Source organism: Aminobacterium sp. UBA4834 (assembly GCF_002400205.1).
Classification (GTDB): domain Bacteria; phylum Synergistota; class Synergistia; order Synergistales; family Aminobacteriaceae; genus Aminobacterium; species Aminobacterium mobile.
In genome coordinates, this window is the sequence record NZ_DHFC01000018.1 from 105,518 (window position 1) to 120,126 (window position 14,609).

General features: G+C 45.2%; 13 protein-coding genes. 3 read left to right on the forward strand and 10 right to left on the reverse strand.

Annotation, left to right across the window (positions count from 1 at the left end; all coding sequences use genetic code 11):
• The 3 genes from B3L97_RS07030 to B3L97_RS07040 all read left to right on the forward strand — a co-directional run.
• On the forward strand, nt 1–1,127 hold a 1,127-nt coding region (locus B3L97_RS07030), incomplete at its 5' end, for a M20 metallopeptidase family protein (protein WP_286934661.1).
• Nucleotides 1,127–2,410, forward strand: a complete 1,284-nt coding sequence (locus tag B3L97_RS07035) for an amidohydrolase (RefSeq protein ID WP_286847676.1) — start codon at nt 1,127–1,129, stop codon at nt 2,408–2,410. The genes B3L97_RS07030 and B3L97_RS07035, both read left to right, overlap by 1 nt.
• Nucleotides 2,411–2,510: 100 nt before the next feature.
• The gene (locus tag B3L97_RS07040; RefSeq protein WP_286934662.1) at nt 2,511–3,236 is read left to right on the forward strand and encodes a gamma-glutamyl-gamma-aminobutyrate hydrolase family protein; all 726 of its coding nucleotides are present in this window, start codon (nt 2,511–2,513) and stop codon (nt 3,234–3,236) included.
• Nucleotides 3,237–3,322: 86 nt separating this feature from the next.
• On the opposite strand, the gene pepT (B3L97_RS07045) is transcribed toward B3L97_RS07040, so the two are convergent.
• From pepT (B3L97_RS07045) to B3L97_RS07090, 10 genes are all read right to left on the reverse strand, one after another.
• Nucleotides 3,323–4,555, reverse strand: coding sequence for a peptidase T (gene pepT, locus B3L97_RS07045; protein WP_286934663.1), 1,233 nt, complete (start codon nt 4,553–4,555; stop codon nt 3,323–3,325).
• A gap of 105 nt (nt 4,556–4,660) precedes the next feature.
• Nucleotides 4,661–5,347 (reverse strand): GntR family transcriptional regulator, encoded by a 687-nt coding sequence (locus B3L97_RS07050; RefSeq protein ID WP_286934664.1) that lies wholly within the window; start codon nt 5,345–5,347, stop codon nt 4,661–4,663.
• A gap of 25 nt (nt 5,348–5,372) precedes the next feature.
• Entirely contained in the window at nt 5,373–6,593 is a 1,221-nt protein-coding gene (gene pepT / locus B3L97_RS07055; protein WP_286934665.1) for a peptidase T, read from the reverse strand.
• Nucleotides 6,593–7,570: an ABC transporter ATP-binding protein gene (locus tag B3L97_RS07060; RefSeq protein ID WP_024822062.1), complete on the reverse strand. Its 978-nt coding sequence runs from the start codon at nt 7,568–7,570 to the stop codon at nt 6,593–6,595. The genes pepT (B3L97_RS07055) and B3L97_RS07060 overlap by 1 nt, the downstream gene beginning before the upstream one ends.
• The gene (locus B3L97_RS07065; protein WP_286934666.1) at nt 7,567–8,556 is read right to left on the reverse strand and encodes an ABC transporter ATP-binding protein; all 990 of its coding nucleotides are present in this window, start codon (nt 8,554–8,556) and stop codon (nt 7,567–7,569) included. Before B3L97_RS07065 ends, B3L97_RS07060 begins: the two co-directional genes overlap by 4 nt.
• A 13-nt stretch (nt 8,557–8,569) precedes the next feature.
• Nucleotides 8,570–9,424, reverse strand: a complete 855-nt coding sequence (locus B3L97_RS07070) for an ABC transporter permease (RefSeq protein WP_286934667.1) — start codon at nt 9,422–9,424, stop codon at nt 8,570–8,572.
• Between the two features lie 13 nt (nt 9,425–9,437).
• Complete coding sequence (gene nikB, locus B3L97_RS07075) at nt 9,438–10,367, reverse strand: nickel ABC transporter permease (protein ID WP_024822059.1); 930 nt, start codon at nt 10,365–10,367, stop codon at nt 9,438–9,440.
• A gap of 98 nt (nt 10,368–10,465) precedes the next feature.
• The gene (locus B3L97_RS07080; protein ID WP_286934668.1) at nt 10,466–11,992 is read right to left on the reverse strand and encodes an ABC transporter substrate-binding protein; all 1,527 of its coding nucleotides are present in this window, start codon (nt 11,990–11,992) and stop codon (nt 10,466–10,468) included.
• A gap of 35 nt (nt 11,993–12,027) precedes the next feature.
• Nucleotides 12,028–13,725 (reverse strand): M28 family metallopeptidase, encoded by a 1,698-nt coding sequence (locus B3L97_RS07085; RefSeq protein WP_024822057.1) that lies wholly within the window; start codon nt 13,723–13,725, stop codon nt 12,028–12,030.
• 9 nt (nt 13,726–13,734) lie between these two features.
• A complete protein-coding gene (locus tag B3L97_RS07090) occupies nt 13,735–14,502 on the reverse strand; it encodes a creatininase family protein (RefSeq protein ID WP_286934669.1) in 768 nt (255 codons plus the stop codon).
• Between the last annotated feature and the right edge of the window lie 107 nt (nt 14,503–14,609).

Genomic DNA, 14,609 nt, shown 5'->3' on the forward strand with positions numbered 1-14,609 from the left:
ATCCCGAACTCAGCGACCAGGAAATTCGAACAGCAGAAAAAGTAGCTACTGTATTGCGCTCTCTTGGACTTGAAGTACTGACAGGAGTAGGAACCACAGGAGTTGTAGGTTTGTTACGAGGCTCTCAAAATGGCCCCACCATCGGTCTTCGAGCTGATATGGACGCTCTCTCCATAGAAGAAAAGACCGGAGTTCCTTTCGCTTCGAAAAATCCCGGAATTATGCATGCCTGCGGTCATGACTCTCACACTGCTATGCTTTTAGGAGCCGCTCATATTCTTTCGGAACTGAAAGGATCCATAAAAGGAGTTATTAAATTTATATTCCAACCGGCAGAGGAAAACAGCCCTACAGGCGGTGCTCCGGGCATGATTCGAGACGGGGTATTGGAAAACCCAGCAATAGATTATATGATTGGAATTCACGTATGGCCTACGTTAAAGACAGGAACAATTGGAGTGCGAGAAGGGGCTATGTCTGCCGCTTCAGATCGTCTTCATATAACTATAAAGGGGAGATCGGCTCACGCCTCCACTCCTCAAAGAGGCATTGATGCCATTGTCGCTTCAGCACAAGTGATCAATGCCCTTCAATCAATAATTTCCAGGAATGTGAGCCCTCTCGATCAAGCTGTTATTACTATAGGAACTATACAGGGTGGAAGCCGTTACAATATTATCCCTGAGGAAGTTTTTCTCGATGGAACGGTGAGAACTTTCGATCCCGGCACACGAGGGAAAATGCCTGAATGGATTACTCGTGCGGCAAAGGGGACGGCAGAGGCCCTTGGCGCAGAAGCAATTGTAGATTATAAATTTGGCTACCCTTCTCTCATGAATAACGTCGAATTAGTGAACAAAGCCAAAGAAGTTATTCGAGAAATTGTTGGAAAAAGGGGACTCATCGACATTAAAATGCCCGACCTTGGCGGAGAAGATTTCGCTTTTTTCAGCGAAAAAGTACCTGCAGTTTTTGCATGGATCGGTTGTTGCCCTCGGGAAGAAGCATGTGAAAAGTATCCTATGCTTCATAATAATCGTTTTATCCCTGATGAATCCGCTCTCCCCTATGGGGTAAAATATTTGGTTTTATCCACCTTAAAACTGATGGAAATGGAGAAAAGATAATGGACAAAGCGTTGACAGAAAAACTTATTTTTTATAGAAGAGATTTTCATAAATACCCGGAAACGGCGTGGACAGAATTTCGCACTGCTTCATTGGTAGCAGAACGCCTTTTTCGATTAGGCTACACAAAACTCCTATTGGGCCGTCAAATTTTTTACATCCCTTCTATCATGGGACGTCCTTCAAAAGACATAATAGATCGCCATGCAAAGAGGGCTCTTGACCAGGGAGGCCTTCGAGAGTGGATAAATAAGATGGAAGGATATCCTGGCGTTGTAGCAATATTGGAAACAGGGCGTCCCGGCCCAGTAGTAGCTCTGCGTTTTGACATGGATGCTGTAGATGTTTCAGAAACGACAAATTCATCTCATATTCCTGTACAGGAAGGTTTTGCCTCTGTTAATCCAGGCGCTATGCATGCCTGTGGTCATGATGGTCATACGGCCATGGGCCTCGTGCTTGCTGAAATACTAAAAAGAGAAGAGAGTACCCTCAAAGGGACAATCAAACTTATTTTCCAACCTGCCGAGGAAGGAGTACGTGGCGCAAAAGCAATGGCAGATAGAGGCATTCTTGATGATTGTAGTTACTTCATTGCCCTTCATTTGGGCATGTCAAATCCTACAGGAAAGCTGACTGCCGGCACACATGGATTCTTATGCACTACTAAGTTTGACGTGAATTTTATAGGGAAAGCATCCCACGCCGGAGCCGCTCCGCAAGACGGGAAAAACGCTCTCCTGGCGGCATGCAGCGCCGCACTGAATCTTCATGCCATAGCTCCCCATTCCCGAGGAATGACACGAATCAACGTAGGGGTCCTACAGGCAGGTGAAGGTCGCAACGTTATTCCGCCCAAAGCTCTTATGAAAGTGGAAACTCGTGGAGAAACGGAGGAAATTGCAGCTTATGTTTACTCTCGGGCAAAAGATATTATAGAAGGGGCTGCAATTATGTACGGAACAGAAAAGACCCTTCAAGAAACTGGCTCCGCCACTACAACACAAAGTGATGGTGAAATTGTGGATATTATTGTCGACGCGGCCCGCTCTATGGGAACCTTTGCAGAGATAGAGAGAGATGCAGCCCCAGGCGGGAGTGACGATGCCACATGGATGATGAAACGGGTACAGGAACGTGGTGGGAAAGCAACATACATAATTCTTGGATCCACCCTCAAGGCCGGTCATCATAACGAATGCTTTGATTTCGATGAAACCGTTCTTCCCATGGGTGTTGATCTTCTTTACACCGTTTTGAGAACCTTAAGCAAAAAACAATAGGACTCGACATAGAGTAACATTTAAAATTTCCTGGAGATATCCTCCTTCCGAAAAATTTTATGTCTGTTATAAACAGGGCTAGAAAAGGAGATGGTCGTTTGTGAAAAAACCTGTTATCGGCATTATTGGCAATATTCTTTTTGAAAAAAGCGAAGATATGCCAGGTCTCGAACGAAATTATGTCAACAGAGACTATACAAAAGCCATAGAAAAAGCAGGGGGGGTACCTGTCATTTTACCTGTAGTAGGAAACTTGAGTTTGGCTCCTTTCCTGATAGAGAGAGTGGATGGCGTTCTTGTTTCTGGAGGTTACGACATAAATCCCCTCCTGTACGGAGAAGAGCCCGAGAGAAAATTAGGATTTGTGTCTGCGTCTGTCGATCGTTCTCAACTTGCCATAATCCAAGCTGCTCTAGAGGCACGAAAACCCTACCTGGGGATCTGTAAAGGAGCGCAGCTTCTTAATGTTGCGTTGGAAGGATCTCTCTACCAAGATATTAGCTGTAAAGACAATTTTTTTGTAAAACATTCACAAGATGCTCCACGAGGTGAAGCCACCCACTCTATAAAGATAGCAACAGGCTCTATTCTCGCATCTCTATTTCCACATGAAATAGCTGTGAACAGCTATCACCATCAGAGTATCAAAAATTGTGGGAAGGGTCTCAAGGTAACAGCACAAGCTGCCGACGGAGTAATAGAAGCTGTGGAAAAAGATGGAGATCCTTTCGTAATGGGGGTACAGTGGCATCCGGAAATGATGCTCTCTCTATCGGATCTTATGCTTCCTCTGTTTCAACACTTTGTAGAAAAATCCTCTCAATAAACGATAAAAAGCGGAGCGGACCTATTATAAAAATCCGCTCCGTTTGTATTCTGTGCTTTTTACATACCCAATCACTGTATGTATCGCTAGGCCGAACGAGTTCCGTAGAGTTTGATAATGTTGACAATAACCTCTACGCCTTTCTCTAAAGCAAAAATGGGCACATATTCAAAACGACCATGATAGTTATGTCCCCCTGTGAAGAGATTGGGCGTCAAAAGCCCTCTGAAAGAGAGACTGGATCCATCTGTACCACCACGGACAGGCACTATACGGGGTTCAATCCCTGCGTCTTTCATCGCTTGTTTTGCTGTCTCCACTATATGCATGGCATCCTTGATTTTCTCGGCCATATTAAAGTACTGATCTTCAATCTTACACTCCAGTACGTGAGTACCGTACTTCTCTTGGAAACTTTGAGCCACGTCAGCAACTCTCTGCTTACGGTCCTGAAACCTCTGCCAATCATGATCTCGGATAATATACTGCAATACCGTTTTTTCCACATTCCCCTGAAAAGAGACCAAGTGATAAAACCCTTCGTATTTTTCTGTTTTTGCTGGAGTCTCGTCAAAAGGGAACATCCCTGCGAATTCCGTACCTATAAGGGCGGCATTGATCATTTTGTCCTTCGCCGTGCCAGGATGAACGCTTCTTCCATATATGGTAATGACCGCTTTCGCTGCATTAAAGGTCTCAAAATTCAACTCTCCCAAAGGCCCTCCATCTACTGTGTAAGCAAAATTCGCCCCAAATTTCTTCAGGTCTAAAAGTTTCGCCTGATGACCAATCTCTTCGTCAGGAGTAAAACAAACCTTTACAGGACCATGCTGAATGTGAGGGTGATCTTTTAAATATTCCACAGCAGCCATAATTTGAGCCATACCACCCTTATCATCCACACCAAGAAGAGTGGTACCATCGGTAACAATTAAATCGTGCCCCTTATAATGTTCCAGCTCAGGAAAATCTTGAGGAGAAAGGAGAATATTTTGTTCTTCGTTCAACACAATATCTCCGCCTTCGTAGGAAACAATTCTGGGTTTTGCGTTCGTGCCGGTTACTTCATAGGAGGTATCGAGATGAGCGATAAAACCGACTGCAGGAACTCCTTCTTTTTTCACGTTGCCAGGGAAAGTCCCCATAACATAGGCATGGTCATCTACTGAAATATCCACCATGCCAAGTGCCTCCATCTCCTTCGCCACCTCTCGGGCCAACTCCATCTGTCCACTCGAACTGGGAACACTCGAAGAATCTTCTACTGCACGAGTATCAAAAGAAACATATTTCAGGAAGCGCTCTACCACTGAAGACATTACTCTCGTTCCTCCTTCTTACTTAAAAAGAGAACGGAGCATCAACTCTTTGGTACCTCTATGCTCCGTTCTCTTTTTTATCTTGGCTACTTATGATAAAACAAATTATCCATCAAAGAAAGGGGAATTGATCACTCGGATGCGCCACGTATTATAGACGTGCTGTTCCATAAGCTGACGAGCTAATTCACCATTTTGGTCACTCACTGCCTGAATAATAGCCCGGTGCTCTTCATATGTATAATTGTTCCCTTCCCTATGCGAAGATAACTCCCGGCTTTGCCCGTCTAGGAAAAACCTTCCAAAGTAAAAGATATAAAGAGATGAACGTAAATAGAGAGCCTCAAAAGACCGCTCAAGATATTCATTTCGAGCCATTCGCACTAGCTTTCGATGAAAAAGTTCGTTAAGCTGCGTAGCTTCCTTCCTGCTTAAAACAATATCCATCTCGCGTTCGTTGACTTTCCACAGCTCCTCCACTTCAAGTTCTGTACGGTGAATGGCCGCTTCTCGAGCTATCATTCCCTCTAAAGCCTGCCTGGCCGTAAAAACTTTCTCCATATCCTCTAAAGAAAGTTTAGGAACCTGGTAGCCTCTCTGACCATGGACTTTCTCCAACACTCCGTCTGCTACCAAACGACTGAGAGCCGTACGGATGGGCGTTCTGCTCATACCCATTTTTTGAACAAGCTCAGGCTCGTACATACGATCTCCTGGTTGTAATTCATGGGCAACTATTAAGCCAATCACATATTGGAAAGCTTGTTCTTCTGCAGGTAAAAAAGCTTCCATCTAGACCCTCCTTCAGATGTTGTTCTTAAACCGTTGTCCCAGTTAAAATACCAACTACAACCTCCATGGACTTTTCCAAAGATTGAACTGGCAAGAACTCGAATCGGCCATGGCAATTATGTCCACCGGCAAAAACATTAGGCGTCGGCAGTCCACGAAAAGAAAGGCGCGCTCCATCTGTACCACCCCGAACAGGCTTGACACGCGGTGTAACTCCAGCCAATTCCATTGCTTTATAGGCTCTTTCAACTATATGCATAGAATGCTGCAACACTTCAGCCATGTTGCGATACTCGTCACGCATCGTCAGAGAAACAGCCCCTTCTCCCCATCGGGAGTTAAGCTCTGCCACTATTTTTTGCAACAAGGCCTTGCGCCCTTCAAAATGCTCTGAATCGTGATCTCGGACGATCAACTCTATCGTGGCATTCTCAACGGTTCCCACATTGGAACATACGTGAAAAAATCCCTCATACCCTTCTGTACAGGCTGGGATTTCTTTGGGAGGCAATGCGGCCAAAAAGTCCTGAGCTATCAAAATAGCATTAATCATTTTCCCCTTCGCTCGGCCAGGATGAACGCTTCTTCCCTTTATCTCAATCGTAGCGCTTGCCGCATTAAAGTTCTCGTAACAAAGTTCTCCAATAGGACCAGCGTCAATAGTATAGGCAAAATCTGCTCCAAAACGCTCTAGATCAAGCAACGCTGCTCCATGCCCCACCTCTTCATCTGGAGTAAAAGCTACCCGAACCGTACCATGAGGAATATCCGGATGATCTATGAGGTACTCCAGCGCTGTAAGTATAGAAGCAATACCAGCCTTATCGTCAGCACCAAGGAGGGTTGTTCCATCTGTGACGATAATGTCTTCCCCTACATGGTCTAATATTTCAGGAAAATCCTTTGTAGAAAGAAAAATTTTCTCCTGGATATTCAAGAAAATATCCTTACCGTCATAGTTTTCAACAATACGGGGCCGCACATTTTTCCCAGACACAGCATCCGACGTATCAAGATGGGCTATAAGCCCTATTACTGGATATTTCTCTGCGGCTGCTGGTAAGGATCCCATTACATACCCATGATCGCTTACTTCCACATCTGAAAGTCCCATGGATTTCATCTCTTCTGCCAGCATTTTGGCCAAGAAAAGCTGACCAGAAGAGCTCGGAACTTTCGCTGACTGAGGATCAGCATCTGTAGCTACTGCTACATAACGAAGAAACCTCTCTACTACTGGCTTCATTAATTCTTTCTCCCCTCAAAAAGTTCCTCGGCAAAATGACATGCCACAAAATGGCCGGAAGCCATCTCTCGAAGTTCTGGCGTCTTGCGCATACATAGATCTTTTTTATAGTGACAACGCCCTGCGAAACGACATCCTTCAGGTGGATTAATAGGGCTTGGGACATCCCCTTCCAGAAGAATACGTTCTCGTTTCACTCCAAACTTCGGTATGGGGATAGCCGACAGCAAAGCCTTTGTATAGGGGTGCATGGTAGCATCAAATATCTCTTGATACCCTGCCATCTCCACAATACATCCCAAATACATAACAGCAATGCGATCAGATATATGTTTTACCACGCTCAGGTCATGGGAGATAAAAATATACGTATATCCCATGTCTTCTTGCAAGTCAATGAGCAAGTTCAATATCTGAGCCTGAATACAAACATCGAGAGCTGAGACTGGCTCATCAAGGACAATAAACTCCGGTTCAAGAGCCAGAGCCCGGGCTATGCCAATGCGCTGTCGCCGTCCCCCATCCAGTTCGTGAGGATATGCATTATAAAGCCGTTGCGCCAACCCCACAGTATCCATAAGCTTGCGAATTCTTGCCTCTTTTTCCGCCCCTTTGCATATATTATTAACTTCCAGGGGCTCAGCGATGAGGCTGGAAACAGACATCCGTGGGTTTAAACTCGAATAAGGGTCCTGAAAAACGATCTGGGCCACTCGTCTCAAATCCCAAAGTTTCTGCCCCCTATATTTCAAAATATCTTCTCCGTTGTAAAAGACCTGGCCTCCTGTAGCATCAAGGAGACGGATAACCACTCTGCCCAAAGTAGATTTTCCACATCCAGACTCTCCAACAAGCCCAAGGGTTTCGCCACGGTGAACATCAAAAGAGACGTTATCCACAGCGTGAAGAATGCCTTTCTTCGTTTTAAAAAATTTCTTCAAACCACGAACTTCAAGCAGGCGCTCCGTGGAATTCATCGGCTTACCCCTCCTTTTTCTACAACAACTGGGCACGCAACCCAATGTCCAGGGTGAACCTCCACCATAGTTGGTTTATTCCGTTCGCACGACTCACAAGCAAACGTACAGCGGGGGGCAAAAGAACAACCAACTGGAAGCAAGGTAGGATCTGGCATGAGTCCAGGAATGACCTTTAATCTTTTTTCTTTAGAATCTAGATCAGGAATAGAATCGAAAAGACCGGTCGTGTAGGGGTGCATGGGACGGGTGAAAAGACTTTCAGTACCAGCCGTCTCCACTACATTTCCAGCATACATAATAGCGACACGATCACACGTTTCAGCAACAATGCCCAAATCATGAGTAATCATGATCAGTGATGTATTAAGCCTTTCTTTTAATTCTTTCATGAGCTCAAGAACCTGAGCCTGAATAGTGACATCTAAGGCTGTAGTAGGCTCATCAGCAATAAGAAGTTGAGGGTTACAGGCAAGAGCAATAGCTATAACCACTCGCTGACACATGCCCCCAGAAAATTGATGGGGGTAGTCATCTGCCCGATCTGGACGAATACCTACCACTTCAAGCATCTCTATTGCCTTTTTTCTGGCATCATCGGGAGTTATATTCTCATGGAGACTTATGACTTCTGCTATCTGTCGAACTACAGTAATGACTGGGTTAAGGCTTGTCATAGGGTCTTGGAAAATCATAGAGATTTCTCCACCGCGAATAATCCGCTTCTCCATTTCAGGCAGAGTCATCATATCTCGGCCCTCAAAATAGATCTCTCCAGATTTGTATTTCCCAGGATCAGTGATAAGTTGCATAATACTTAAGGCTGTAGTTGTTTTACCAGCGCCAGTTTCTCCCACTAAACCGAGAGATTCTCCATATCCCAGCGAAAGATTCAGGTTTCGTACGGCATACACCGTCCCGCTATCTGTTTCGTAGTCAACGGAGAGATCCCGAATGTCGAGAAGAGTCTTGTTAGAATCAGACATTTCAGAAGTCCTCCTATCGCTTCATCTTCGGATCTAAAGCATCCCGAAGACCGTCCCCAACGAAGTTTAAAGCCAAAATAGTGATCATAATGGCCAATCCAGGGAAAAGCGTCATATAAGAAAAGTCACGAATATAGTTTCGACCGCTGGAAAGCATGGCTCCCCACTCAGGAATCGGTGGTTGAATGCCGAGCCCAATGAAACTTAACCCTGCTGTATTAAGGATGGCCCAAGCAACTCCCAACGTAGCCTGAACAATGATTGGCGCCATACAGTTGGGTAGAATATGCTTAAATATAATGTGAAAATCTCTTCCTCCCACAGCACGAGCGGCTATAACAAATTGTTGGCTCCGAATTGAAAGAACTGACCCCCTCACAATTCTTGCATACTGTGGAACACTAGATATACCTATGGCGATCATAATGTTCACAACACCAGGCCCAAGTGAAGCTGCTATAGCTATAGCGAGTAGAATAGATGGAATAGAGAGAAGAATATCCATGGCGCGCATAATAAGATTATCTAACCAGCCACCATAATATCCCGATACAGCTCCTAAAATTCCACCTACAATCATTCCTATCCCTACTGCAATAATCCCGACTTTAAGGGAAACACGAGAAGCATAAATAATGCGGCTAAAGATATCTCGCCCAAACTCGTCGGTCCCGAACCAATGTTCGGAAGAAGGTGGCATCAATGTATTGAGCAAATCTTGTTCCTCGTAAGAATATGGAGCGATATGGGAGGCAAAAACAGCCACCAAGCAGAAGAGGATTATCAAGATAAGCCCCAGCACTGCAAAACGATTTTTAGAAAAACGGAGAACAACCCCCCGCAAATTTTCGTTGGATTTGGCGGACATAAATCTTTCCCTCCTAAGAATATTGGCTCTTAATACGCGGATCGATATAGGCGTAAAGAATGTCGACTAAAAGGTTCACCAAGGAGCAAAGAATGGCGATATACAGAACTCCACCCTGAACTACGGGGTAATCTCGCATTTTTATAGCCTCAACCATAAGACGACCGACCCCAGGTACTGAAAAGATAGATTCTGTTAAAACAGCTCCGCCCAGGAGAGAACCGAACTGTATGCCAATAATGGTTACAATGGGAATAAGCGCATTGCCAAGGGCATGATGCCAAACAACGACCCTTTCTTTTTGCCCTTTGGCACGGGCTGTACGAATATAGTCTTGTCGCACCACTTCCAACATGCTCGACCGCGTCATTCTTGAAATAACGGCAAGAGAAGCAGTACAAAGGGTGACAGCAGGCATTATCATGTATTTAAAGCTATCAAAGCCGGAAGCGGGCAACCACCCGAGATGAACTGAAAAAAGCAGTATAAGCAGAAGTCCCAACCAGAACACTGGCATGGAAATGCCAACAAGGGCGAAAACCATGGCCAAGTTATCCAAGATAGAATATTGCTTGATCGCTGAAAATATTCCCACTGGAATACCCAGCACAACAGCCAAGACAACTGCCAATGTAGCTAATTTCAAGGTAGCAGGGAAAGCCGCCTTTATTTCCTGTGTAACTGGAGCATGGGTTACGTAGGAACGTCCAATGTCGAAATGAAAGACAGCATTATATAAGTAACGTCCATACTGCGCCAAAAACGGATCGTTAAGCCCCATTTCCTCCCTGAGGTCTGCAACCGCCTCTTCTGTGGCCTGGTCTCCCAAAATCATTCGAGCAGGATCACCAGGGGTTATAAAAAGAAGAAGAAAAACAATGAACGTAACTCCAATAACTGTGGGAATCAAATAGAGCAGTCTACGAAAGACATATTTCCACATAGTGAGTCACTACCTCCCTTTAAACCAAAAGCAAAATCAGCTAGGGGAGGCGGCATAAGCCGCCCGCCCCCACAATATAAAACGTCTTTCCGTATCCACTACTCCTCAAAAGAAACGGTATAGAGCTTATGGTAGCCAGCAGGGTCTGCTACAAAACCCTTAACATTTTTGGAGGTTCCTACAACTTCTTCACCGTTATGGACAAAAACCCATGGGGCTTCTTGTACCAATAGTGTCTGAAGCTCTTCATAAATAGCGCGACGCTCATCTCCATCTGGAAGAGTACGTCCACGATCCATCAACTCATCAGCCTTAGGGTTGCTATACACAGATTTGTTCATTCCCTTAATCTGAGAGCTATGGAAAATGCCGTATACTGCGTAATCCGGATCAGGGATAGGCGTAGACCATCCCATGAGGTACATATCATGCTGTTTCTCGCTTAACTTATCAAGATATGCGCCCCACTCCATAACCTGGATGTCCACGGTAATTCCTACTTTTGCCAACATGCTCTGTGCGATAGTTGCAATGTCGATACGCTCTTTCCGGTCGTTTGTCCAAATAGAGGCTTTGAAGCCTTCAGGATATCCAGCCTCAGCCAGAAGTTCCTTAGCTCGTTCCGGGTCGTACTTGAGAATGGACAAATTCGTATTGAAATAACGAAGTCTGGGAGGGATCGGTCCATAAGCCGGGCCGCCTATACCACGATATACAGCCTTATTGAGCTTTTCGAGGTCGAGGGCCATGGTAATAGCCTGACGTACACGAACATCGCTAAAGGGTTTCTTTGAGCAGTTGAACCCCATATACTGAACAGAGACATCTGGAACTCTGATAAGCTTTAATTTAGAGTTTTCCTCTATACGACGAATATCAAGAGGAGGAATAGCATAGGCTATATCTACTCCACCTGACTCCAGCTCAATTGTACGATTTGTCTGCTCTGTAATAGCCCGCACAACTACGTCTTTAATAGCGGGCTTCGTTCCCCAATATTCATCAAAGCGCGTTAAGGTGATTCGATCACCTTTCTGCCAATCTACAAACTTGTAGGGGCCAGTTCCCACTGGGTGGGTTCCGTAATCATCGCCAGCCTCGTTTACTGCCTTTTCGTTGAGAATACAACCACCACCAAAGTGAGTTAAACAAGCCAAAAAGCTCGTATCTGGAGTTTTAGTTCCCATAACGATGGTGTAATCGTCTTCAACTTTTATAGACGCTGGGTCGATATTCCCTACAATAAAGCCAATGGTTTTGCCTATTTCAATGGCTCTATGGAATGTAAAAGCAACGTCAGAAGCCTTCAGCTCTTCTCCATTATGGAACTTTACGCCTTCCCTCAGATGGAAACGGTATGTACAATCATCAATTTTCTCGTAGCTTTCAGCAAGAGATGGAACTATTTCGCCTTTATCATCAGTCTTTAGCAAGGTTTCATATATCTGCACCATAATGTGGGCCGACCCCACATCAGGGGTTACGTGAGGATCTAAACTCTTGGCATCATACATATTGGCTACTACTAAGGTATCCTTTGCAGCCAAAGCTCCGGAACTCATCCCCAACACTAGGGCAAAACACATAGCTACCAATCCAAATTTTTTTAACCAGCTTATGCTCATATGTTATTCCCCCTTACTTTTCAGCGTTCTGGCGATTAGCGTATACCTTCTTCAATTTCTCCCAGCAACGAATAAATGCGATTGCGCTGGCACATCAACCAATGATCGAGAACAACACCTCCTCTCCCTTCCCTGCACATGCTTATTCCAGCAGATAGGCCAGGAATAGCCTCCTGAGGAGCACACCAGTCCTGAGACCATGGAGCTTTCTGCGCAAAAAGAAGTCTATTTAACCGACGAACTTTCCACACCACATCCCTGCTCCATGGGCATGTACCTGTAAAAGCTTCCGACCGCTGATGTAGCGATTGAGCCCGACTTAAAATATCTTCTAAATTTATCCGCCCCTTCAAAGCAGAGCAAAGGGCTTCCAGCCTATTTAAAAAAAACATCCACAGGTTATGAACATCATATTGAAGCCCCTCTCTGCAAACGGAGCGTATAAGGGCCAGCGTATAGATATGTGCGTCTGTAAGATAAACATGGCGATCCAAACAGTCCAAAACATCAGATTCCGTGTGCCACCATCGAGGCATAGAAAAACTTCCTGACCTATAAGGAGATCCCTCGGGAAGTGAAGAAGCCCAGACAAGAAGGGAAGAGAGGCCAAGATTTTGGAACGATTGATCCCAGGCTCTCACCGGGTCAGAAATGACACCGCTCGATCTCCCTACAACGTCATGAAGGATATTTTCTACAGTAGGGGTAAGGTCCGGGCTACAGGCCACCTGTTGCCAATGAGAGGCCCCTCGCACTCCGGGCATATCAATATTAAGGTAGGCTAAGCCTCGTTCCTCTAAATCAGCATAGTAATTCAGACAGTAGGCTGATGAACCTGCATAGTGACCAAATTCATGGCCAGTCCACCAGCATATGCGAAGACCGTAGCGCCTTTCCCGCAACGTAGATGCAATTCGAGCCAGATGAAGGGCAAGTGCGGCACCAGAAGCATTATCAGTGGCTCCCCAGTGTTTGGCATCTATATGAGCCCCAACAAGCAGAAAGGGGCTATTATCTTCCTCTCCAGGCAAACGGGCTTCCAGTACCGGGAAGGGCTGAAAATCTGTTTGTATCTCCACTTCTATTTCCCCTTCTGCTTTGCCATTGCCGGAAGCCACCTCAAGGAGTTTACAGCCCCACATATAATTCACAGCTATAAGAGGAATCTGAATATCGAGAGTCTCTTCTAAGGGTTCTGGATTGCCCCAAATAAGCCCAGTCCCACTCTCATGGATCTCCTCTTCGTCACCTCCCGGCCATGTTACTATCACTGCGGCAGCTCCGCGATCCTGTAAGGCTAAAATAGCCGTGCCATGGAATTTTTTAGTCAGAACTATCTTCCCTTCCAGATCGCGCTCCACTTCTTTTCGAATGGCAAAATAAGGAACTGCCTCAGGGGCAGGAAGAGTTCTAGGGTCTACACATACAAGAGGGCCAGAAGCTTTTTTTCTGCTTCGTCCGGAAAATCCCCACACTTTGCAGGGGACGAGAAAAGAAGATAATTCTTTTTTTATGCGAAGAGAAGCTGATATAGGGGTTGTCAGTTCTCCAACCCATTGATGTGTTTGTGTCTTTATACCGTAACTATCAAGATGACAACGTATCCAATCAAGGGACTCTTTTAACCCTGAACTGCTCTGCCGGCGATAAAGGGCCGACAGAGCAGCAACGTCCCTTTCCAGACAATCCTCATGAATATTTGCGAGAACGTCTCGCTCAAGGGAAGAAAGCATAATATTTCTCTACTTGAGGTTTAACTTTAAAAACTCAGCTACAAAATCCTTCATATACTCTGTTACTGCATCGAACATTTCATGTCCCCACTCCTCAGTAGCCATAGACGGATCATCAGGTCCGCCAAATCCTCCCGTGGGAACAGAGTCCCGAACATCTCGGACTATCCGTACGAAACCATTTTTGAATTGGATTTGGTGAAGATGAACATTTATTAAGTTATCACTTAGATGGTTCACCGGCTCCTCGAAATTTTCTTCTTTGTTGACCCAACCTGGCCTGAGAGCCATCATCATTGCTGTTTCCTGACCTGCTCCATGCCCACCAACCCACCTTGGGTTCATTTGGCCAGCCAATATCCACCAATCTACAATCGCTGCCAATCCACCCGCTTTATAAATATCTAAAGCTGCCGCATTAAGGGCAGGATTATTACCACCATGTCCATTGATGAATATAACTTTTTTCAGTCCCCAATGAAGCAAGCTGCGAGCAATACCCCGCATTACAGCCGTTAACGTCTCTATACCAATGTCTACTGTTCCAGGGAAAGAAAGTAACGTGTCACAAGCCCCATAAGGCATAGCAGGAAACACTACTACATCTTGAGGATAATCAGCCTCTATGCGCCGTGCAAACTCTTCAGGGATAAGATAATCTGTTCCGAGGGGACCGAGGGGACCATGTTCCTCCACACTTCCGAGAGGAACAATTGCTACAGTGTTAGGAGTAAAATTCTTTTCAGCCTTTTTCCATGTCAAAGATGCTAAATACATAAAGAAGAACTCCTTTCATTACCAACTTCTCTTTAGGAAATCGATATAGAAATTTTTGAATCCATCTTTGCATTCATAGTTTTTGTAATTATATACCCATGCACTCC

Excerpts from the sequence above, each read along its gene's own strand:
- B3L97_RS07035 (WP_286847676.1), top strand. The coding sequence starts at position 1,127 with ATGGACAAAGCGTTGACAGAAAAACTTATTTTTTATAGAAGAGATTTT.
- pepT (WP_286934663.1), bottom strand. The coding sequence starts at position 4,555 with ATGTCTTCAGTGGTAGAGCGCTTCCTGAAATATGTTTCTTTTGATACT.
- B3L97_RS07050 (WP_286934664.1), bottom strand. The coding sequence starts at position 5,347 with ATGGAAGCTTTTTTACCTGCAGAAGAACAAGCTTTCCAATATGTGATT.
- pepT (WP_286934665.1), bottom strand. The coding sequence starts at position 6,593 with ATGAAGCCAGTAGTAGAGAGGTTTCTTCGTTATGTAGCAGTAGCTACA.
- B3L97_RS07060 (WP_024822062.1), bottom strand. The coding sequence starts at position 7,570 with ATGAATTCCACGGAGCGCCTGCTTGAAGTTCGTGGTTTGAAGAAATTT.
- B3L97_RS07065 (WP_286934666.1), bottom strand. The coding sequence starts at position 8,556 with ATGTCTGATTCTAACAAGACTCTTCTCGACATTCGGGATCTCTCCGTT.
- B3L97_RS07070 (WP_286934667.1), bottom strand. The coding sequence starts at position 9,424 with ATGTCCGCCAAATCCAACGAAAATTTGCGGGGGGTTGTTCTCCGTTTT.
- nikB (WP_024822059.1), bottom strand. The coding sequence starts at position 10,367 with ATGTGGAAATATGTCTTTCGTAGACTGCTCTATTTGATTCCCACAGTT.
- B3L97_RS07080 (WP_286934668.1), bottom strand. The coding sequence starts at position 11,992 with ATGAGCATAAGCTGGTTAAAAAAATTTGGATTGGTAGCTATGTGTTTT.
- B3L97_RS07085 (WP_024822057.1), bottom strand. The coding sequence starts at position 13,725 with ATGCTTTCTTCCCTTGAGCGAGACGTTCTCGCAAATATTCATGAGGAT.
- B3L97_RS07090 (WP_286934669.1), bottom strand. The coding sequence starts at position 14,502 with ATGTATTTAGCATCTTTGACATGGAAAAAGGCTGAAAAGAATTTTACT.